Below are 20,926 nucleotides of genomic sequence, written 5' to 3'. Positions count from 1 at the left end.
CGCAACCACGGGGTCGGTGAGGAGCATCGAAGGACCGGGCTTAAGTTGGAAGTCGTGCCCATGACCACCTCCGCGACACCGTCCGACTCCGGATCCAGGGCGACCGGCCCGGCGTCCCACCGCCGCCGCTGGCTCTGCCTGGCCGTGATGAGCCTGGGCGTCTCGCTGATCGTCGTGGACGCCACCATCGTCGGCGTCCTGATGCCCCAGATCGTCTCCGGGCTGGGCCTGACCACCTCGGACGCCGAATGGGTGACCTCGGTGTACGCGCTGGTGTTCGCGGCCCTGCTGATCCCGGCCGGGCGGGCCGGCGACCTGTTCGGGCGGCGCCGCGCGTTCGTCGCCGGGGTCGCGATCTTCGCGGGGGCGAGCGTCCTGGCGGCGCTGGCGGGGGACGGGTCGGCGCTGATCGGGGCCCGCGCCCTGCAGGGCGTGGGCGCCGCGATGATGCTGCCCGCCACGCTGTCCACGGTGAACGCGCTGTTCACCGGACGGGAGCGGGCCGTCGCGTTCGGCATCTGGGGGTCGCTGATCGCGGGCATGGCCGCGCTGGGCCCGCTGCTCGGCGGCGCGGTGGCGAGCACGGCCGGCTGGCGCTGGGCGTTCGGCGTCAACCTGCCGCTCGGCCTGGCATTGCTCGGCGGCGCGCTCGCCCTCATGCCCGAGACACGCTCCCCGCGCCCCGCCGAGGCGGGCCGGGCGGCCACCGGGAGCGGGCGGCGGCGCGCGCTGCGCAACACCGTGCGCGAGATCGACTGGCCCGGCGGGGCGCTGTCGGCGCTCGGGCTCGGCGCCGTGGTCTGCGGCCTGATCGAGGGCCAGACCTACGGCTGGTGGACGGCGACCCGCCCGTTCGCGATGGGGCCGTTCACCTGGCCGCCGAACGGGCTGTCGCCGGTGCCGGTGGTGCTCGGGCTCGGCGCCGTGCTGCTCGCCGCGCTGGTCGTCGTGGAACGTGCCCGCGCCGCGGCCGGGCGGCCCGTCATGCTCGACCTCGCCCTGTTCCGGATCCCCAACTTCCGGCACGGCAACCTCGCCTCCGCCCTGATCAACGTGGGCGAGCTGGGGCTGGTGTTCGTCCTGCCGCTGTTCCTGCTCGGCGTGCACGGGACCGCCCCGCTGCAGATCAGCGTGGCGCTGCTGCCGCTGGCCGCGGGGGCGTTCCTGTCCGGCGGGGGCGCGGGCAGGCTGGCCCACCGGCACGGCGCGCACCGCGTCGTCCAGTTCGGCATCGCGCTGGAGGTGGCGGCCGTGGCCGCGCTGGCGCTGACGCTGACCGCCACCACCACCGGGTTCGGCCTGGCCCCGTGGATGCTGCTGTACGGCGTCGGCCTGGGCCTGACCTCCGCCCAGCTCACCAACGTCTCGCTCGCCGACGTCCCGCCCGGGCAGGCCGGGCAGGCGTCCGGCACCCAGTCGACGGCGCGGCAGGTCGGCGCCGCGCTGGGCATCGCGCTGATCGGGACGGTCTTCGCCACCGGGCTCGGCCACGCGATGGCCGAGCGGCTGCGCGGCACGGACCTGCCCGCCGCCCGGCAGGCCGCCCTCACCCGGGAACTGCGCGAGAGCGCCGGAACCCATGCCCGCGAGCTGCACGAGGCCGCCGAGCGCGCGGCCGCCGCGGGCGGAGCCTCGGGGGCGTCCCCGCGGATCGAGGCGGCGATCGCCGCGGCCGCCGACGCGAGCCTGGCCGAGGCCACGCGCCGCGCCGCCCTCGCCACGGCCGCCATCCTGGCCCTGGGCCTGGTCCTTTCGCTTCGCCTGCGCCCCGTCTCCCCCTCCCGCGCGGGGCTGGATTCGCGCCGGGCCGCTGATCCGGGACAATTGGCGGGCTAGTCCCCTGTCGCCCCACGAGAACCAACGGTAACCAGTGGCCACGCTCTCCCAATGGGTCGCCGGATCACGGCCCCGCACCCTTCCCGCCTCCCTCGTCCCCGTCATCGTCGGCACGGGCGTCGCGATCGGGGAGGGCGGGGCGGTGTGGTGGCGCGCGCTCCTCGCCGCCTTCGTCGCCCTGGCGCTGCAGGTCGGCGTCAACTACTCCAACGACTACAGCGACGGCGTCAAGGGCACCGACGAGGAACGCGTCGGCCCGCTCCGCCTGGTCGGCTCCAAGGTCGCCAAGCCGGGGCAGGTGCTGGCCGCCGCCCTCGGCTGCTTCCTCGCCGCCGCCGTCGCCGGGCTCGTCCTGGCCGCCGTGACCACCTGGTGGCTGCTCCTGGTCGGCGCGCTGGCGATCCTGGCCGCCTGGTTCTACACCGGCGGCAAGACCCCCTACGGCTACCGCGCGCTCGGCGAGGTGTCGGTCTTCGTCTTCTTCGGCCTGGTAGCCGTGGTCGGCACGGTGTACGTGCAGGTCGAGGGGATCCCGTGGGAGGCGTGGGCGGCCGCCGTGCCGGTCGGGCTGCTGGCCTGCGGGCTGCTGGTCGCCAACAACCTGCGCGACATCCCCACCGACGAGGTCACCGGCAAGCGCACCCTGGCCGTCGTCCTCGGCGACCGCTGGACCCGGATCCTGTACGCGGCGTGCGCGGCCCTGCCCTACCCGATCGTGCTGGCCGTCGCGGCACCGCACCCGTGGGCGCTGCTGGCCCTGCTGTCGGCCCCGCTGTCGGTGCCCCCGACGCAGACGGTGCTGAGGGGCGCCACCGGACCGGAGCTCATCCCCGTGCTCGGCGGCACCGGCCGCCTCCAGCTCGCCTTCGGCGCCCTGCTGGCCATCGGCCTGGCCCTCTGACCCCGGCGCCCCGCCGAGGGCCCGGCGGGGACCGGGGACCGGTCAGGAGCGGGGGACGACGGCCCAGTCGATCTCGGGCTGGCCGGCGTCCGCCAGGGCCTTGTTGACGGCGCTGAACGGGCGCGTGCCGAAGAACTTCTTGGCGCTCAGCGGGCTCGGGTGCGCCGACTCGTGCACCACGTGCTGCTCGCCGGTGATCAGCTTGGCCTTCTTGCGGGCATAGGCCCCCCAGAGCACGAACACCACCCGCTCGCGCTTGTCGTTCAGCGCGCGGATGGCGGCGTCGGTGAAGTCCTCCCAGCCCTTGCCCGCGTGCGACCCGGCCTCGCTCGCCCGCACCGTCAGCACCGCGTTCAGCATCAGCACGCCCTGGTCGGCCCAGCAGGTGAGGTCGCCGGTCTTGGCCACCGGCACCTCCAGGTCGCTCGCCAGCTCCTTGTACATGTTGCGCAGCGAGGGCGGTGGCTTCACCCCGTCGCGGACGCTGAAGCTCAACCCGTGCGCCTGGCCCGGCCCGTGGTAGGGGTCCTGGCCGAGAATGAGCACGCGCGCCCGGTCGTAGGGGCAGTGCCGGAACGCGTTGAAGAGGTCCTCCCGCGGCGGGAAGACCGTCTGCTCCTCGTACTCCTGGGCGACGAACGAGCCGAGCGCCGCGACGCCCAGCGGGTCGACGAGCGGATCGAGCCGCTCCCGCCAGTCGGCGGGCAGAAGTTCCATGAGGTCGAGGGACACGGGGGGCCTCCGGGGACGATGAGTTCGGCTACCGGAACCCTAGCGGCGGCCACTGACACGCTCGCGCCGAATCACCGGAGCAGAACCGTCCCGACCCTAAGATCTGGACATATGCCGGACTCCCCCCTGCGGCGGCGTGCCGCCGCATGCGCCGTGCTGTCCCTCCTCGTCGCCGGCTCGGTCGCGGCCGGCTGCCGCGGCGCCTCCGACGGCGCGACGCTCACCGTGCTGGCGGCCTCGTCCACGCAGGAGGCGCTGCAGGAACTCGGGCTCGCCTACACGCAGGAGCACCGCGGCGTCCAGGTCAGATTCCTCTTCGGCGGCTCCCAGGAGATGGCCCAACGGCTCTCGGAGCCCAAGAACGGCGACGTGCTGGTGACGGCGGACGAGAAGACCATGAACAAGGCCGACGACCACCTCACCGGCCGCCGCCGCATCATCGCGCACAACTCGATGACGATCGCGGTCGGCCCGGGCAACCCGCGCCGCGTCCGGGGACTGCGCGACCTGGGCAGGCCCGGGCTGCGGGTCGCGATCGCGGCGGCGACCAACCCGGCCGGGGCGTACGCGCGGCAGATCTTCGCGGGCGCGGGCATCACCGTGCGGCCCTCCTCGGAGGAGATCAGCGTGCGCGCCGTCCTGGACCGGGTCCGCACCGGCCAGGCCGACGCCGGGCTCGTCTACATCACCGATCTGCGGGCGGCGGGAGTGGCCGCGAGCAGCGTGCCGATCGCCGCGCTGGAGAACGTCACCGCCACCTACCTGGCGGCGGCGGTCGACGACAGCGGCCACGGGAAGGAGGCGGCGTCGTTCGTCGCCTGGCTGACCACCCCCGCCGCCCGCAGGCTCTTCAACAAGTACGGCTTCGTCACCCCCCAGCCCTGAGCGGGCCGGATCAGGGCCTGGGCAGGCCGATCGGGTTGGGAAACGGGACGTCCCCGGAGGCGGCCACGGCGCGAGCGACCGGCTCCAGCAGCGCGAACAGCTCCTCCGGCTCGTCCAGCACGCGGTAGGGCGGTGCGGCGAGCGCGTCGGTGCGCTCCTCGATCCGCCGCCGGAACACGCGCCCCTCCTCGGTGGCCGTGCCGTCGGCGTTCAGCAGCCCACGCCCGGCGAGCGCGGCGACGGCCGCCCGCAGCCGCTCCGCCGACCATCCGCGGGTCACGGTGAGCTTGTCGATGGAGTCGCCGGCCACGGCCAGGGACAGCACGCTCGCCTCCGGGCCGTCCAGACCCTCCGCCGTGAGGAGCATCAGGTGGCCCTCCCCGCGGTGCTCCCGCAGCACGGTCGTGGCCAGCCAGAGCGCCGCGACGTCGTCGTCCGGCACGGGCAGGTCACGGTTCGCACAGAACAGCGGGCGCCCCGGCGCATCGGCCGCCTCCGCCACACGGCGGAGCAGCGGGACGGCCTTGGGCGCGATCTCGTCCACGATGGGGGCGTGCCTGCGCAGGGCCGCGGCCGCGGCCGCCTCGCGCGAACGCAGGATGTCCTCGGGAGAGGCGTACGACCACGCGTCCGGGACGGCCCGGCGGACCCGTTCCGGCTCGAACACGTAGAACGTCGCGTCCACCACACCGGCCGACGCCGCCCCCATGGGAGCCGCGCGGCCCCCGAAGTACCCCATCCAGAAGCCCTTCAGGCCCACGTCCTTGTGCGCCTGGAGGCACTCGGCCGAGAAGTAGGTGACCACGTGCACCGGCTCGATGACCGTCCAGAGCGTCCGCGCGTACGAATCGTCCATGCGGGGCATTCTGCCGCAGAGCGTCGATCACAGCTCCGCGGACGGGAGCTCACCGGTCTCGCACAGGCGCACGCAGTCGTCGTGGGCCTTCAGGACGTCCAGGACGGCCGGATGCGGATCGGCGTACACCGTCCGGTAGTCGGATTCCCCCAGCGCCGGATCGGGCGTGAACGCGAGCCTGTCCTCCTCGGCGGAGAACTCCACGTCGATGCCGGGCTTGTTGCCGCGCGGGTCGAGCCGCACCCACCGGTCGTCGATCAGCGCCGCGGCCAGCCCGTGCAGGACGAAGCCCTCGCCCGCGCGCAGCCGCTGGTAGCAGAACCCCGCCTGGATGCCGCCCGCGCGCAGCAGCGCCACGAACGCGTGCGCCTTGGCGTAGCACAGACCCGTGCCCTCCCGCAGCACGTCCGACGCCCGCCAGGTGACGCGCCGGTCGCCCGCGTCCACCGAATGCGTGATCCGGTCACGGACCAGCTCGAACGCCGCCCGCGCGTACGCGATGTCGTCACCGGTGCGCAACTCCGACGCCGTCGCCTGCACCAGCTCGTGCTCCAGGTCGACCGCCTCGCTCTCGCCGAGGTAGTCCCACGGCTCGGCGGCGAACTCCAGCGGCGTCACAGTCCCAGCAGCGACTCGACGCCGACCGTGAGCCGGTCGGGCAGCCCGGCGACCCTCCGCACGCCCAGCAGCACGCCCGGCATGAACGACTCGCGGTTCATCGAGTCGTGCCGGATGGTGAACACCTCGCCGTGCCCGCCCAGCAGCACCTCCTGGTGGGCGATCAGGCCGGACAGCCGGACGGCGTGGACCCGCACCCCGTCCACGTCGGTGCCCCGCGCGCCGTCCAGCTCCGTGGTGGTGGCGTCCGGGGAACGCGGCACCCCGGCCTCGGCGCGCGCCGCCGCGATCAGCTCGGCGGTGCGGTACGCGGTGCCCGACGGCGCGTCCACCTTCTGCGGGTGGTGCAGCTCGACGACCTCGACCGACTCGAAGAACGGCGCCGCCTTCTCCGCGAAGTGCATCATCAGCACCGCGCCGATGCCGAAGTTGGGCGCGATCAGCACGTTGCCGCCGGCGGCCCCGGCCTGCCACCCGCGCACCGCGTCCAGCCGGGCGGGATCGAACCCGCTGGTGCCCACGACGGCGTGCAGCCCGTGCTCGACACACCAGCGGAGGTTGTCCATGACCACGCCGGGATGGGTGAAGTCGACCACGACTCCGGCGCCGGTGAGGGCGTCCCGCGGGTCGCCCTGGTCGACGGCGGCGACCAGCTCCATGTCGTCGGCGGCCTCCACGGCCCGGCACACCTCGGCGCCCATCCGGCCGCGCGCGCCCAGCACCCCAACCTTGATCACACGTTCCTCCCGATCCGGCGTCCGGGCAGCTTATCGCGCTGCGGGACGACCGCCCGACGGCGCTTCTGTCAGAGCGTAACGCTACTGTTGCCCTGAGTGAGATCAAGGAGGTGAAACGTGGAAACGCCCCGCTCGCCCGCCCTGGTGATCCTGGTCGGCTCGGCCGCCGCCGTGGTCATCATGGCCGGGCTGAAAGCGGCCTCCTCGATCGTCGGCCCGGTCTTCCTGGCGCTGGTCCTGGTGATCGCGGTCAACCCGCTGCGCGCCTGGCTCGACCGGCGCGGCGCCCCCTTCTGGGTCTGCGTCTCCGTGCCCCTCGCCACCGTGATCGCGCTGCTGCTGGCACTGGGCGCCGCACTGGCCGTCTCCGTCGCCCAGCTCGCCGCCCTGCTGCCCGCCTACACCGACCAGTTCAACGAGCTCCTCGCCTCCGCCACCCGCGCCCTCGCCCGGTACGGCGTCGACCACCACAAGCTCGGCCAGGCCGTCTCCCGGCTCGACCCCGGCCAGCTGTTCACCTTCGTCGAGGGCTTCCTGGCCGGGCTGCTCAGCGCCTCGTCCGCGCTCCTGCTGATCGTGCTGATGCTGTTCGGCATGTGCATCGACGCCACCGGCACCGTCCGCCAGCTGGAGCGCCTGGCCACCAGCCACCCGGCCCTGGTCGGCGCGCTGCGCGGCTTCGCCCGCGACACCGGCCGCTACCTGATCGTCAGCACCGTCTTCGGCGCCGTCGTGGCCGTGCTCGACACCGTGGTCCTGTACCTGTTCGCGGTCCCGCTGCCGCTGCTGTGGGGGCTGCTGGCCTTCCTCACCAACTACATCCCCAACATCGGCTTCGTCGTCGGCCTCGTCCCGCCCGCCGTGCTCGGCCTGCTCACCGGCGGCCTCGGCACCATGATCTGGATCATCGTCGCGTACAGCGTCATCAACTTCGTGCTGCAGTCGCTCGTCCAGCCCAAGTTCTTCGGCACCGCCGTCGGCCTCTCCTTCACCCTGGTGTCCATCTCCCTGATCCTGTGGTCGTGGGTCCTGGGCCCCCTGGGCGCCATCCTCGCCGTCCCCCTCACCACCCTGGCCCGCGCCCTCCTGATCGACCTGGACCCCCGCAAGCGCTGGCTGGACGGCCTACTGACCTCCGCCCTCGACAAGCCCCCCAAACGCCAAAAACACACCCCCAAAGAGGCCACCGAGCCATGACCCGACACCGCGAAACATCACCCGAACGCCGAGCGGCCCGAGCCCCGGAGTCCAGCCCCCGTAGGCGACGACCAGGGAGCGAAGTCGCGGTCTCCGAACGGCGATGACCGTCAGGGCCGGGACGCCGCGAGGCCCCGGAACGCCAAGGCCCTTGGAACCAAGAAAGCCGGGAGCCCGCAACGCCAAGTCCCCAGGCCCTGGAGAGGCCGGGAAGCCCGAGAAGACCGGGAATCTCAGAACGCCGAGCCCCCAGGCTCCGGGGACACCGGGAAGCCCGAGGAGGCCCGGAATCCCGCAACGCCGAGCCCCCGGGCTCCGGGGAGGCCGGGAAGCCCGGGCCTCCGGGAGGCCAGCCTCCGGGAGGGAGAGGCACCGAAGGCCAGTCCTCCGAAGCAGGGGGTCCCGGGAGGCCGGGCCCCGGGAGGGAGGGTCAGAGGGTGAAGTCGCGGTCTCCGAAGGGGCCGATGACCGTCAGGGCCTGGGGCGCCGCCAGGACGCTCTGGGCGACGGCACGGATGTCGTCGGGGGTCACGGCCTCGATGCGGCCCAGGACCTCCTCGATCGGGAGGTACGACTCGTACACCAGCTCGCTCTTGCCGATGCGGCTCATCCGCGACCCGCTGTCCTCCAGGCCCAGCACCATCGCGCCGCGCAGCTGGCCCTTGCCGCGGTCCAGCTCCTCGCCCTCGATGCCCTGGTCGGCGATGCGGGCGATCTCGTCCCGGCAGATCGACAGCACCTCGTCGACCTTGCCCGGCTGGCAGCCCGCATAGACGCCGAAGACGCCCGTGTCGGCGTACTGGGAGGTGTAGCTGTAGACCGAGTAGGCCAGCCCCCGCTTCTCGCGGATCTCCTGGAACAGCCGGGAGGACATGCCCCCGCCCAGGGCCGCGTTGAGGACGCCCAGGGCGAACCGGCGTTCATCGGTGCGGGAGACGCCGACACCGCCCAGGATCACGTGCGCCTGCTCGGTGTCCTTGTCCAGGACCCGCACGGACGGCGCCGCGGGCACCGGGTCCCCGTCGATCCGCGGCGCGGCGGGGACGTCGTCGCCGCCGAGCCGGTCCTCGAACGCCCGGGTCACCAGCCGGACCACCTCGTCGTGGTCGATGTTGCCGGCGACCGCCACGACCAGGTTCTGGGGGACGTAGTGCCGCGTGTAGTACCCGTGGATCCGGTCGCGGGTCAGCGCGTTGATCGACTCGACCGTGCCGAGGATGGGCCGTCCCAGCGGCGCGTCCCCGTACAGCGCGATGGAGAACTCGTCGTGGATCAGGTCGCCGGGGTCGTCGTCGCGCATGTGGATCTCTTCGAGGATCACGCCGCGCTCGGCCTCGACGTCCTCGGGGCGGTTGACCGACGAGGCCACCATGTCCGACACCACGTCCGCGGCCAGCGGCAGGTCGTCGTCCAGCACCCGCGCGTAGTAGCAGGTGTACTCCTTGGCGGTGAAGGCGTTGAGGTCGCCGCCGACCGCGTCGATCGCCGCGGAGATCTCCAGCGCGGACCGCCGCCGGGTGCCCTTGAACAGCACGTGCTCCAGGTAGTGGCTGGCCCCCGCGTCCGCCGGGGACTCGTCCCGGGAGCCGATCCCCGCCCAGATCCCGAACGCGGCCGACCGCACGGTCGGCATCGACTCGGTGATCACCCGGAGCCCGCCGGGGAGCACGGTGCGCCGCACCGCTCCGGCACCGGCCTCGCCGGGGTGGACGGTCTGTGTGGTCCCGGGCTCCTGCACCCTGGCCGGCAGCGTCACTGGTGACCTCTCCATCATCGAACGAACAGAACGCGAAACGAACGACGAGCCGGTCTCACGGCCACCTTCGCCTGCGTTCCCAGGTTGCCAGACCCACCGCGAATCTCGCGCCCGGAGACCCCAGCCGCTCCCCTGCCGGGCGCACCGGCCCACATCCCGAGTCAGGCACACTCGGCCCACACCCCAAGTCGGGCAACGTCTGCCTGCGCACCAAGTCATAGGCACCCGAGCCGCCGTATCCGCCCGGACCCGAGCCGGGCACAGCCGGTTCACCCGGCTCGGGGCATCGCCGTGTGGTGAGTCAGGCGGGCTCCGGGACGTCCAGGCGGGGCGGATTCTCGGTCGGGGTGTACGAATGCGGCCGAGCGGGCTGCCCCGTGGGGCAGGCCGGTCGGCCGGTCGTCGGTCTTGCTCAGGAGTTGCGCTGGGTGGCGTCGTCGCCGGTGCGGCGGGTGCGGCGGCGGCGCGGAGCGCGGCGCTCGCCGGACTCGCCCTCGCCGTCGCCCTCGTCGGCCGGCGCGGCGCCGTCGCCGCCGTCCTCCTTGGCGGCGGCCTCGCGCTCCACCACCTCGACCGGGACCAGCGAGAGCTTGCCGCGCTGGTCGATCTCGGTGACCTCGACCTGGATCTTCTCGCCGACCGAGATGACGTCGTCCACGTTCTCGATCCGGGCGCCGCCGTGCAGCTTGCGGATCTGCGAGACGTGCAGCAGGCCGTCCTTGCCGGGCAGCAGCGACACGAACGCGCCGAACGTGGTGGTCTTGACGACGGTGCCCAGGTAGCGCTCGCCGACCTCGGGCATGTGCGGGTTGGCGATCGCGTTGATCGCCTGCCGCGCGGCCTCGGCGGACGGGCCGTCGGTGGCGCCGACGTAGATGGTGCCGTCGTCCTCGATGGTGATGTCGGCGCCGGTGTCGTCCTGGATCGAGTTGATCATCTTGCCCTTGGGGCCGATGACCTCGCCGATCTTGTCGACCGGGACCTTGATGGTGATGATCCGCGGCGCGAACTCGCTCATCTCGGCCGGAGCCTCGATCGCCTCGGCCATCACGTCCAGGATCGCCAGCCGGGCGCCCTTGGCCTGCTTCAGCGCGGCGGCCAGCACCGAGGCGGGGATGCCGTCGAGCTTGGTGTCCAGCTGCAGCGCGGTGATCAGGTCGCGGGTGCCGGCGACCTTGAAGTCCATGTCGCCGAAGGCGTCCTCGGCGCCGAGGATGTCGGTCAGCGTGGCGTACTCGCCGCCCTCGTGGATCAGGCCCATCGCGATGCCCGCCACCATCTGCTTGAGCGGCACGCCCGCGTCCAGCAGCGACATGGTGGACGCGCAGACCGAGCCCATCGACGTGGAGCCGTTGGAGCTCAGCGCCTCCGACACCTGCCGGATCGCGTACGGGAACTCCTCGCGGGTCGGGAGCACCGGGATCAGCGCCCGCTCGGCCAGCGCGCCGTGCCCGATCTCGCGGCGCTTGGGCGAGCCGACCCGGCCGGTCTCACCGGTGGAGTACGGCGGGAAGTTGTAGTTGTGCATGTAGCGCTTGGTGCGCTCGGGGTTGAGCGTGTCGATCATCTGCTCCATCCGGAGCATGTTCAGCGTGGTGATGCCCATGATCTGGGTCTCGCCCCGCTCGAACAGCGCCGACCCGTGCACCCGCGGCACCACGTGCGCCTCGGCGGTCAGCTGCCGGATGTCCTTGACGCCGCGGCCGTCGATCCGCAGCCCGTCGCGGATGACGCGCTCGCGCACCAGCTTCTTGGTCACCGCGCGGAACGCCGCGGAGACCTCCTTCTCCCGGCCCTCGAAGTCGGCGGCCAGCTTCTCGGCGGCGGCCGCCTTGATCTCGTCCAGCCGGGACTCGCGCTCCTGCTTGCCCGCGATCGTCAGCGCCTCGGCCAGCTCGGCCGAGACGGTGGCGGTCACGGCCTCCAGGACCTCGTCGGTGTACTCGGGGAACAGCGGGTACTCGGCGGTCGGCTTGGCCGCGACGGCGGCCAGTTCGCTCTGCGCCTTGCACAGCGCCTGGATGAACGGCTTGGCGGCCTCCAGGCCCTGCGCGACCGTCTCCTCGGTCGGGGCCACGGCGCCGTCGCCGACCAGGCGGATGGTGTCGCGGGTGGACTCGGCCTCCACCATCATGATCGCGACATCGCCGTCCTCGAGCACCCGGCCCGCGACGACCATGTCGAAGGTGGCCCGCTCGAGCTCGGGGTGGGTCGGGAAGCCGATCCACTGGCCGTCGATCAGCGCCACCCGGACGCCGCCGATCGGGCCGGAGAACGGCAGCCCGGCCAGCTGGGTGGACATCGACGCGGCGTTGATCGCCACGACGTCGTACAGGTGGTCGGGGTGCAGCGCCAGGATCGTCTCGACGACCTGGATCTCGTTGCGCAGCCCCTTGGTGAACGACGGGCGCAGCGGCCGGTCGATCAGCCGGCAGGTGAGGATCGCGTCCTCGGACGGCCGGCCCTCGCGGCGGAAGAACGAGCCGGGGATGCGGCCGGCCGCGTACATCCGCTCCTCGACGTCCACGGTGAGCGGGAAGAAGTCCAGGTTGTCCTTGGGCTTCTTGGACGCGGTGGTGGCCGACAGCACCATCGTCTCGTCGTCGAGGTAGGCGACGGCGGACCCGGCGGCCTGGCGGGCCAGCCGGCCGGTCTCGAACCGGATGGTCCGGGTGCCGAAGGCACCGTTGTCGATCACTGCTTCGGTGCTCTGCGCACCGTCGATGCGCACGGCATCTGACACGGGGAAACCTCCTCAGGTTTCGGTCGTCTCCCCGCGGTCTTCTCCCGTGGCTTCGCGCAGTGCCGGTCTTCGATCGAAGCGCCCGGATCGGCCCCCCGCCGGGGCGGGACGGGATCCGGAGGCCACTACCGAGGACCGGCCGCACCAGGGCGGTGTCCGCGGGGCTTGCTTGTCCAGTTGTACGGGCGGCGGCCGGTCGGCGCCTCCCGGTGACCGGTCACGGCCTCCGACCGCGGTGGATCGGAACCGGTGACCGATGGCCCGTCGCCGATGCGGACGGCCGTCTCGGGGCCGTGAATCGGGCCCGGGGCCGTACCGGCGCTCCGGCGGTGCTCCTTGCGGTCACGCATTCCCGTGAACCGGCGTTTCTACGCCCTCCGCCGCGCGGAACCGCGCCGGGGCCGCCGTGCACGACGGCTTCCCGGCCGCCCGCGGCGGTGGGTCTCTTCAGACCCTACGGCCGATGGGGCCGTCACGGCCAGTGCCGCCGCGCCCTCGGAGCCGACTTCCCGGGCCGGGGACGCGATGCGTCCCGGCTCGGACGGGCTGGGACGCGGCGCCGCGACGGGCGTTCCGGGCCGATACAGGAAGGGAGCGGCACCGGGCCGCTCCCTTGTCACGCTATCGCCGCAGGCCGAGCCGCTCGATCAGCTGCCGGTAGCGGTTGATGTCCTTGTTGCTCAGGTACTTCAGGAGCTGGCGACGACGGCCGACCAGCAGCAGCAGACCGCGGCGGCTGTGGTGGTCGTGCTTGTGCTCCTTGAGGTGCTCGGTCAGGTCGTTGATCCGCCGGGTCAGCAGCGCGACCTGGACCTCCGGGGATCCGGTGTCACCCTCAGTGGTCGCGTACTCGGCGATGATCTTGTTCTTGGTGGCGGTGTCGAGCGACACGTGGCTCCTTCGATGGAATCGTCACCCGCAGATCGGGCCTGGTCGGCGCGTCGGTCCGCATGGTGCGTGGGAAGATCGTGGCGGGCCGCATGAGGGTGCAGCTCACCGCGCCGGGACCTTTCCCGGCGACTCTTCACCGTACCATGCCCGGCGCACGACCCGTCCGCGCCGACGAACCCGCCCTGATCAGGGCGTTCGCCGCCTTTCGCCAGGCCGGGGCCGCGGTCAGGCGGAGGTGATCTCGCGGGCCCGGTCCACGTCGCGGTGCATCTCCTCGATCAGCGCGTCGATCGAGTCGAATTTGAGCGTGTCCCGGATCCTGGCCTGGAAGTCGACCGCCATGTGCTCGCCGTACAGGTCGAGGTCGTCGCGGTCCAGCGCGTACGCCTCCACCGTCCGCTCCTCCCCCTCGAAGGTGGGGTTGGTGCCGATGGAGATCGCGGCGGGCCAGTGGAAGCCCGGGTAGCGGTCGGAGTCGCAGACCAGCCAGCCCGCGTACACCCCGTCGGCCGGGATCGCGGTGTGCGGCATCGTCTCCAGGTTGGCGGTGGGGAAGCCGAGCGCCCTGCCCCGCTGGTGCCCGCGCACCACCACGCCCTCCACCCGGTGGGGACGGCCCAGCGCGCCGGCGGCGTCCTCGACCGCGCCGGCCTCCAGCCGCTCGCGGATGTAGGTGGAGGAGATCGTGTCGCCGTTGGCCACCAGCGGCATGCCCGCCACGGTGAAGTCGTACTTGTCGCCCAGCTCGGTCAGCAGCGGCACGTCGCCCTTGGCCCGGTGGCCGAACCGGAAGTCCTCCCCGACGATCACGTGCGCCGCGTGCAGCCGCTCCACCAGGACCGACTGGACGAACTCGTCCGGCGGCACCTTCGACAGCTCCAGCGTGAACGGGACCACCGCGACCGCCTCGGTGCCGAGGCCCTCCAGCAGCCCGATCCGGCGGCGGGTCGTGGTCAGCAGGGGCGGGTGGGTACCGGGCCTGACCACCTCGTCCGGATGCGGGTCGAAGGTGATCACCACCGACCGCAGGCCGCGCTCGCGGGCCAGCTCGGCGGCGGCGCGGACGATCCGCTGATGACCGCGGTGCACGCCGTCGAACACGCCGATCGTGACGACCGACCTGCCCCAGTCGGCGGGTACCTCCTCGAGGCCGTGCCAGCGCCGCACCATGCTCTCCCTGCGTTGACCTGCCTGCCGGCCTGTGCCGGTCTGCCGTCGCCCGAAGGCCTTGCTGTCGACTTAAAGAGTGCCATGCGGCCGGAAGAGAGATGACCGAGGGGCTCCCGCTGGCGAATTCTACCCACCGGTAGCCCCTCCCACCCTCAGGCGGACTGGTAGACGACCAGCGACACCGCCACGTACTGCAGGACGTAGGCCGCCAGCGTGCACGCGTGGAAGACCTCGTGGAAGCCGAACCAGCTCGGCGAGGGGTCGGGACGGCGCAGGCCGTACACCACACCGCCCACGCTGTAGGCGATCCCGCCGGCGGCGACGAGCACGCAGGCCGCGATCCCCGCGCCCTCGAGGAACTGCGGCATGAAGAACACCGCGACCCATCCCAGGGCGATGTAGAGGGTCACGTACAGCCAGCGCGGCGCGCCCACCCACGTGGTACGGAAGATCACACCGGCGACCGCGCCCGTCCAGACGACGGCCAGCACCCCGACGCGGGTGGCGCCGTCCAGGGCCACCACGGCGAACGGCGTGTACGTCCCGGCGATGATCAGGTAGATGTTGGCGTGGTCGAAGCGGCGCAGCAGTTCGATGAGCCGGGTGGAGCGCTGCCGGTGGTAGGTCCCCGAGATCCCGAACAGCAGGCCCGAGGCCGCCACGTACACCGCCGACGCCAGCCGCGCCTGGAGGGTGGGGCCGAGCGCGACGAGCACGAGCCCGGCCACCAGCACGGCGGGGAACGCGCCCAGATGCAGCCAGCCGCGCAGCCGGGGCCTGGTCGGGGACGGAACGCCGCCCGCCGCCGCGCCGTGCCCCGGCGGCCGCGTGGCGCGCACCACCGGCGGACTGCCGGGCCGCGGCGGGGAGTCGGTCGTCGACGGGGACGCCGTGGACGGGCGGTGGCGCGATGTGGCCACGGGCAACCTCCTCGCTCACTAACCTACGCATCCGTAGGTTACGCGACCGTAGGTTGCCGTGGGAGGTGCCGCCGCACGTGAGCCTCATCACCGCGGCCCGACCTGGGGCGACGCGGGACGACGCGGGTCAGGGGACGAAGACCGCCAGCGGCTTGGCCGCCCCGCCCTGCTCCTCCACCAGTGCCAGCAGCGTCCCGTCGGGCGCGAACACGCCCACCGGCCCCGGACCGAGCCCGACCGCCGGAAGCCGCCCCCCGTGCATGACCTTGCGCGCGTCGTCGGCGTCGACCTCGCGGCGCGGGAACGCCTCCGACACCGCCTCCCCCATCGGGAGGACCTCCAGCTTCTCGGAGAGCTGCTCGATCGTCCGCGCCATGCCGAGGTCGTACGGGCCCACCCTGGTCCTGCGCAGGTACGTCAGATGCCCGCCGGTGCCCAGCGCGGCGCCCAGATCGCGGGCCAGCGCCCGGATGTAGGTGCCCGACGAGCACGCGATCGAGGCGTCCACGTCGATGACGTCGCCGTCCCGGCGCACGTCCGTCACCGTGAACGAGCGCACCGTCACCGGCCGCGCCTCCAGCGCCACCCGCTCGCCCTTGCGGGCCATCTTGTACGCCCGCTCGCCGTTCACCTTGATCGCGCTGACCTGCGGCGGCACCTGCCGGATCTCCCCGGTCAGCGCGGCGATCCCCGCCTCCAGCGCCGCATCGGCCACGCCCGCCGCCGACGCGGTCGCCGTGATCTCGCCCTCGGCGTCGTCGGTGTTGGTGGACTGCCCGAGCCGGATCGTGGCGTCGTACCCCTTCTCGGTCAGCGCCAGATGGCCGAGCAGCCGGGTCGCCTTCTCCACCCCGATCACCAGCACCCCGGTCGCCATCGGGTCCAGCGTGCCCGCGTGCCCCACCCGCCGGGTCCGCGCCAGCCGCCGCAGCTTCCCCACCACGTCGTGCGAGGTCCACTCCGCCGGCTTGTCCACGATCACCAGCCCGGAGCCCGCCTTCTCGGTCATGCCGCGTCCCTCAGTGCGTTCCTCAGGCGGTCGATGATGGCGGCGGGCTCGCCGTGGAGGGTGAACGCCGCCGCGGTGCGGTGGCCGCCGCCGCCGAGGGCCACGCAGGCGCGGCCCACGTCGACGCGGCCCTTGGACCGGGTCGAGACGTACCAGTCGCCCTGGTCGTTCTGCTTGCAGACCACCGCGACCTCGGCCTCGTCGGTACGGCGGAGCTGGTCGATGACGCCCTCCAGCTGGTCGTACGGGACACCGCGGCTGTCGCGGTCGGCGCGGCCGATGGTCGTCCAGACCAGGCCGAGGCCGCCCGCGGCGTCACGTTCCAGACGGGCCCGGGCCAGGGCGCCCGCCAGCACCATCAGGTAGCCGAACGGGGCACGGTCCCACAGCTCGCGGCTCACCGCCTCGGGGCGCACCCCGGCGGCCAGCAGGCGCCCCGCCAGGTCGTGCACCTGCGGGGTGGTGCAGGGGTACTTGAACGAACCGGTGTCGCTGGCCAGCCCCGCGTACAGGCCCTGGGCGATGTCGCGGGACAGCGGGACGCCGAGCCGGCCGATCAGCTCGTCCACCAGCACGGCGGTGGCGGCGGCGTCGGGGTCGACGAGGCGCACCGCGCCGAAGCCGGTGTTGGACGCGTGGTGGTCGACCACGATCAGCGCGGAGGCGGCGGAGGCCGGCCCGGCCAGGGACCCGAGGCGTTCCACGCCCGCCGCGTCCAGGGTGACCATGACCTCCGGCCGCTCCGGCACCCGGAACGGTTCCACCAGCAGTTCCTGGCCGGGCAGGAAGCGCAGGCTGGCCGGGATCGTGAACGGCTCGCCGAACGAGGCGACGCAGCGCTTGCCCAGGGCCCGCAGTGCCTGGCCCAGAGCCAGCATCGAGCCGAGCGCGTCGCCGTCGGGGGCGATGTGGCAGGCCAGGACGATCTCGTCGGCGGCCTGGATGAGCTCGACGGCGCGGTCCCAGTCGAGCCCGGGGCCGACGTCCCCCGGACCGCGCCGGCCGCCCGGCCCTCCGGAACCGGCGCGGAGGCCGGAAACGCCGGGTACGGGGCCTCCGGGCCCGCCGGCGGGCCCGGCCGCGGCCTCCGCCCGGACCAGGACGGCGCGCTCGGGTGCGATCAGGACGCTCAGCTCGTCGGGGAGGCGCGGTGCGGGCCCGGCCGCCGAACGCAGCGAATGGTCCACGTGCTCGGACGCGGCTCCCCACGCCGCGGCGGGCAGGCCCCACGCCGGTGCGGGGGCCTCGTGGTCGCTGGTCCAGACGGCGCCCGGTGTCCGCGCGCCCCCCGCCACCGGTTCACTCACGATGACGAGTGTCCCGCTTCGCCGCCCTCGTCGTCGCCGGTTTCGTCGACATCGCCGTCCTCGTCCGCCCGGTAGGGGTTGGCGTCGCCGGCGTGGACGGCCCCCTGCGCGGCCTTGGCGACCTCGGCGTCCCTGGCCCGCGCCTGGGCGAGCAGGTCGTCGATGTGGGCGGCGTTCTGCGCCACGGAGTCGGCGACGAAGGTGAGGCTCGGGGTGTGCCGGACACCGGTCTTGCGCCCGACCTCCGTGCGGATCACGCCCTTGGCGCTCTCCAGGGCGGCGGCGGTCTCGGCCCGCTCGCTGTCAGACCCGTACACCGTGTAGTAGACGGTGGCGTCGCGCAGGTCGTTGGTGATGCGGGCGTCCGTCACGGTGACGAACCCGAGCCGGGGGTCCTTGATCCGCCGCTCCAGCATCTCCGCCACGATCTGCTGGATGCGGTCGGCGAGCTTACGCGCGCGAGCTGCGTCCACCATGATCGCACTCCCTTTCCATGGGTCGTCGCGAGGGGGTTGTCAATCCTCGCCGTTGTAGAGCCGCCGCCGTGCCGACAGCAGCTCGATCTCGGGGCGACCGGCCACCAGCCGCTCGCACTGGTCCAGCACCTCGGTGCAGTTGCCGGCGGTCGCCGACACGACCGCCACCCCGATCTCCGCGCGGCGGTGCAGGTCGGTGGCGCCGGTCTCGGCGACGGCCACGCCCGGGAACCGCTTGCGGACCTCGGCGATGACGGGGCGGACGACCGAGCGCTTCTGCTTCAGCGACCGGACGTCCCCCAAGAGCAGATCGAGTGTCAGCGCACCCACGTACACCTGGTGGATCACCTCGGGTTTCTGTTGGAGTGGAACGACGGACGGGGCCCGGGGTGTTCCCGTGCCCCGCGTGGCGGGACGCACACGGGGGGCGGCCTCGCGGGCCGGGACGCTGGCGCGGCCGGGTCCGGGCGGCGCCGGGCGGCGGCGCCAGGACGCCGCCGACGCGACACGGCGCCAGGACGGGAGACCCGCCCTGACGCCGTGCGCGCGTACTACGGCGTACCGCTCGACGCGGTGCCTCAGTCGCGGGGCTTCTCCCGCATCTCGAAGCACTCGATGGTGTCGCCGAGCTTGATGTCGTTGTAGCCGACGCCGATACCGCACTCGAAGCCCTCGCGGACCTCGGTGGCGTCGTCCTTGAAGCGGCGCAGGGACGACACGGTGAGGTTGTCGGACACCACGACCCCGTCGCGGACCAGCCGGGCCTTGGCGTTGCGCTGGATGATCCCGGAGGTGACCATCGAACCGGCCACGTTGCCGATCCGCGGCACCTTGAAGATCTCGCGGATCTCCGCGGTGCCCAGCTGGACCTCCTCGAACTCCGGCTTCAGCATGCCCTTGAGGGCCGCCTCGACCTCCTCGATCGCCTGGTAGATGACCGAGTAGTAGCGGATGTCCACGCCCTCGCGGTCGGCCAGCTCCTGCGCGTTGCGCTCGGGCCGCACGTTGAAGCCGATGATGACCGCGCCGTCGGAGGCCAGCGACAGGTTGACGTCGTCCTGCGTGATCGCGCCGACGCCGCGGCGGATGACCCGCAGGTTGACCTCGTCGCCGACGTCGATCTTCGACAGCGAGTCCTCCAGCGCCTCCACCGAACCGGACACGTCGCCCTTGAGGATGAGCAGCAGTTCCTGCCGCTCGCCCTTCTCCAGGTCCTTGAACAGCTCTTCGAGGGAGCTGCTCTTGCGGCTCTTGAGAAGCTCGGCGTTGCGCTTGCGGGCGACCCGCTTGTCGGCGATCTGCCGGGCGACCCGGTCGTCGTCGACGACCAGGAAGTTGTCACCCGCGCCGGGCACGGCGGTGAGGCCGAGCACCAGCACCGGACGCGAGGGTGTCGCCTCCTCGACGTTGTTGCCGTTCTCGTCGAGCATCGCCCGGACGCGGCCGTAGGCCACGCCGCAGACGATCGAGTCGCCGACCCGCAGCGTGCCGCGCTGCACCAGCACGGTCGCCACGGCGCCGCGGCCCCGGTCGAGGTTGGCCTCGATGGCCGAGCCCTGGGCGGGCATGTCCGGGTTGGCCTTGAGCTCCAGCTCGGCGTCGGCGGTCAGGATGACCGCCTCGAGCAGCCCGTCGATGTTGATGCCCTGGCGGGCGGAGACGTCGACGAACTGGGTCTGGCCGCCGAACTCCTCGGCGATCAGGCCGTACTCGGTGAGCTGGGCCCGCACCCGCTGCGGATCCGCGCCCTCCACATCGATCTTGTTGACCGCGACGACGATCGGCACCCCGGCCGCCGTGGCGTGGTCGATCGCCTCGGTGGTCTGCGGCTTGACGCCGTCGTCGGCGGCGACCACCAGCACCACCAGGTCGGTGGTGTCGGCACCGCGGGCACGCATGGCGGTGAACGCCTCGTGACCCGGGGTGTCGATGAAGGTGATCTTGCGCTCCTCGCCGTCGACCTCGGTCTGCACCTGGTAGGCGCCGATGTGCTGGGTGATCCCGCCGGCCTCGCCCGCCTGGACGTTGGCGTTGCGGATCGCGTCCAGCAGCTTGGTCTTACCGTGGTCGACGTGACCCATGACGGTCACGACCGGCGGACGCGGCTGCAGGTGGTCCTCGCCGCCGTCGTCCTCGCCGTACTCGATGTCGAACGACTCGAGCAGCTCGCGGTCCTCGTCCTCCGCGCTGACGACCTGGACGTCGAAGTCCAGCTCGAGCCCGAGGGCCAGGAGGTCGTCCTGCTCCACCGACTGGGTGGCGGTGACCATCTTGCCCAGGTGCATCATGATCTGGACCAGCGAGGCCGGGTTCGCCCCGATCTTCTCGGCGAAGTCGGTCAGCGTGGCGCCCTGCGGCAGGCGGATGACCTTGCCGTTGCCGCGCGGGGCCTGGACGCCGCCGATCGCCGGCGCCTGCATGTTGTCGAACTCTTGACGCCGCTGCTTCTTGGACTTGCGCCCGCGGGCCGGACGGCCTCCGGGGCGTCCGAACGCGCCCTGCGTGCCGCCGCGGCCGCGACCGCCGCCACCGGGACGGGGACCGCCGAAGCCGCCGCCGCCACCCGGACGACCGCCGCCACCGGGACGCGGGCCGCCGAAGCCGCCGCCACCGCCGCCGGGACGACCGCCGCCACCGGGACGACCGCCGCCACCGCCACCGCCCGGACGGCCACCGCCGCCACCGGGACGGCCACCGCCGCCACCGCCGGGACCGCCGCTCCGCCCGGGGGCGGAGGGCCGCGAGGACGGCATGTTCATCGGGCTCGGCCGCGGGCCTCCCCCTGGACGCGGCGGCATGTTGCCCGGGCTGGGCCGCGGGCCGCCGGCGCCCGGGGCGCCGGTGCGCGGACCGCCGGACGGGCGCGGGCCGCCTCGGCGGTCGCCGGCGGAG

At 73.1% G+C, this 20,926-nt stretch carries 18 protein-coding genes; 4 read left to right on the top strand and 14 right to left on the bottom strand.

Annotation, left to right across the window (positions count from 1 at the left end):
- Nucleotides 1-60: 60 nt before the first annotated feature.
- Both ACFPZN_RS48420 and ACFPZN_RS48415 read left to right on the top strand, forming a co-directional pair.
- Nucleotides 61-1,836, top strand: coding sequence for an MFS transporter (locus tag ACFPZN_RS48420; protein ID WP_378290588.1), 1,776 nt, complete (start codon nucleotides 61-63; stop codon nucleotides 1,834-1,836).
- 34 nt (nucleotides 1,837-1,870) lie between these two features.
- Nucleotides 1,871-2,737, top strand: coding sequence for a 1,4-dihydroxy-2-naphthoate polyprenyltransferase (locus ACFPZN_RS48415; RefSeq protein WP_378290557.1), 867 nt, complete (start codon nucleotides 1,871-1,873; stop codon nucleotides 2,735-2,737).
- 42 nt (nucleotides 2,738-2,779) lie between these two features.
- Here ACFPZN_RS48415 and ACFPZN_RS48410 read toward each other — a convergent pair whose 3' ends face one another.
- Nucleotides 2,780-3,469, bottom strand: coding sequence for a uracil-DNA glycosylase (locus ACFPZN_RS48410; protein WP_464041794.1), 690 nt, complete (start codon nucleotides 3,467-3,469; stop codon nucleotides 2,780-2,782).
- Nucleotides 3,470-3,580: 111 nt separating this feature from the next.
- Here ACFPZN_RS48410 and modA point away from each other — a divergent pair, with 111 nt between their 5' ends.
- Nucleotides 3,581-4,354 (top strand): molybdate ABC transporter substrate-binding protein, encoded by a 774-nt coding sequence (gene modA / locus ACFPZN_RS48405; protein WP_378290555.1) that lies wholly within the window; start codon nucleotides 3,581-3,583, stop codon nucleotides 4,352-4,354.
- Nucleotides 4,355-4,364: 10 nt separating this feature from the next.
- Here the strand turns inward: modA and ACFPZN_RS48400 are convergent, their stop codons facing one another.
- Genes ACFPZN_RS48400 through dapB form a run of 3 tightly spaced genes read right to left on the bottom strand, consistent with a single transcriptional unit; the run spans nucleotide 4,365 to nucleotide 6,565 of the window.
- Nucleotides 4,365-5,210 carry an SCO6745 family protein gene (locus ACFPZN_RS48400; protein ID WP_378290553.1) on the bottom strand — a complete coding sequence of 282 codons (846 nt, stop codon included), beginning with the start codon at nucleotides 5,208-5,210 and terminating at the stop codon, nucleotides 4,365-4,367.
- Between the two features lie 27 nt (nucleotides 5,211-5,237).
- A complete protein-coding gene (locus ACFPZN_RS48395; RefSeq protein ID WP_378290551.1) occupies nucleotides 5,238-5,828 on the bottom strand; it encodes a transglutaminase-like domain-containing protein in 591 nt (196 codons plus the stop codon).
- Entirely contained in the window at nucleotides 5,825-6,565 is a 741-nt protein-coding gene (gene dapB, locus ACFPZN_RS48390) for a 4-hydroxy-tetrahydrodipicolinate reductase (protein ID WP_378290549.1), read from the bottom strand. The genes ACFPZN_RS48395 and dapB overlap by 4 nt, the downstream gene beginning before the upstream one ends.
- A 117-nt stretch (nucleotides 6,566-6,682) precedes the next feature.
- Between dapB and ACFPZN_RS48385 the strand changes: the two genes are divergently transcribed.
- Nucleotides 6,683-7,762 carry an AI-2E family transporter gene (locus tag ACFPZN_RS48385; RefSeq protein WP_378290547.1) on the top strand — a complete coding sequence of 360 codons (1,080 nt, stop codon included), beginning with the start codon at nucleotides 6,683-6,685 and terminating at the stop codon, nucleotides 7,760-7,762.
- 430 nt (nucleotides 7,763-8,192) lie between these two features.
- On the opposite strand, the gene ACFPZN_RS48380 is transcribed toward ACFPZN_RS48385, so the two are convergent.
- From ACFPZN_RS48380 to infB, 10 genes are all read right to left on the bottom strand, one after another.
- Nucleotides 8,193-9,518 carry a M16 family metallopeptidase gene (locus ACFPZN_RS48380; RefSeq protein ID WP_378290545.1) on the bottom strand — a complete coding sequence of 442 codons (1,326 nt, stop codon included), beginning with the start codon at nucleotides 9,516-9,518 and terminating at the stop codon, nucleotides 8,193-8,195.
- Between the two features lie 412 nt (nucleotides 9,519-9,930).
- A complete protein-coding gene (locus ACFPZN_RS48375) occupies nucleotides 9,931-12,243 on the bottom strand; it encodes a polyribonucleotide nucleotidyltransferase (protein ID WP_378290583.1) in 2,313 nt (770 codons plus the stop codon).
- Between the two features lie 639 nt (nucleotides 12,244-12,882).
- Nucleotides 12,883-13,152: a 30S ribosomal protein S15 gene (gene rpsO / locus ACFPZN_RS48370; protein WP_344598213.1), complete on the bottom strand. Its 270-nt coding sequence runs from the start codon at nucleotides 13,150-13,152 to the stop codon at nucleotides 12,883-12,885.
- Between the two features lie 225 nt (nucleotides 13,153-13,377).
- Entirely contained in the window at nucleotides 13,378-14,319 is a 942-nt protein-coding gene (locus tag ACFPZN_RS48365) for a bifunctional riboflavin kinase/FAD synthetase (RefSeq protein WP_378290581.1), read from the bottom strand.
- Nucleotides 14,320-14,474: 155 nt separating this feature from the next.
- Nucleotides 14,475-15,242: a PAQR family membrane homeostasis protein TrhA gene (gene trhA / locus ACFPZN_RS48360; protein WP_378290542.1), complete on the bottom strand. Its 768-nt coding sequence runs from the start codon at nucleotides 15,240-15,242 to the stop codon at nucleotides 14,475-14,477.
- Nucleotides 15,243-15,369: 127 nt separating this feature from the next.
- Nucleotides 15,370-16,251: a tRNA pseudouridine(55) synthase TruB gene (gene truB / locus ACFPZN_RS48355; protein ID WP_378290540.1), complete on the bottom strand. Its 882-nt coding sequence runs from the start codon at nucleotides 16,249-16,251 to the stop codon at nucleotides 15,370-15,372.
- Nucleotides 16,248-17,558 carry a DHH family phosphoesterase gene (locus ACFPZN_RS48350; RefSeq protein ID WP_378290538.1) on the bottom strand — a complete coding sequence of 437 codons (1,311 nt, stop codon included), beginning with the start codon at nucleotides 17,556-17,558 and terminating at the stop codon, nucleotides 16,248-16,250. Before ACFPZN_RS48350 ends, truB begins: the two co-directional genes overlap by 4 nt.
- Complete coding sequence (gene rbfA, locus ACFPZN_RS48345) at nucleotides 17,555-18,034, bottom strand: 30S ribosome-binding factor RbfA (protein WP_378290536.1); 480 nt, start codon at nucleotides 18,032-18,034, stop codon at nucleotides 17,555-17,557. Before rbfA ends, ACFPZN_RS48350 begins: the two co-directional genes overlap by 4 nt.
- A 39-nt stretch (nucleotides 18,035-18,073) precedes the next feature.
- Complete coding sequence (locus ACFPZN_RS48340; RefSeq protein ID WP_378290534.1) at nucleotides 18,074-18,382, bottom strand: DUF503 domain-containing protein; 309 nt, start codon at nucleotides 18,380-18,382, stop codon at nucleotides 18,074-18,076.
- A gap of 230 nt (nucleotides 18,383-18,612) precedes the next feature.
- A partial coding sequence (gene infB, locus ACFPZN_RS48335; RefSeq protein WP_378290532.1) for a translation initiation factor IF-2 occupies nucleotides 18,613-20,926 on the bottom strand: 2,314 nt, incomplete at its 5' end.

It is taken from the genome of Actinomadura rugatobispora (assembly GCF_042656285.1).
GTDB classification, from domain to species: Bacteria; Actinomycetota; Actinomycetes; order Streptosporangiales; family Streptosporangiaceae; genus Spirillospora; species Spirillospora rugatobispora.
The sequence above is the reverse complement of the archived record's forward strand: the minus strand, read 5'-3'. Positions and strand labels throughout refer to the sequence as shown.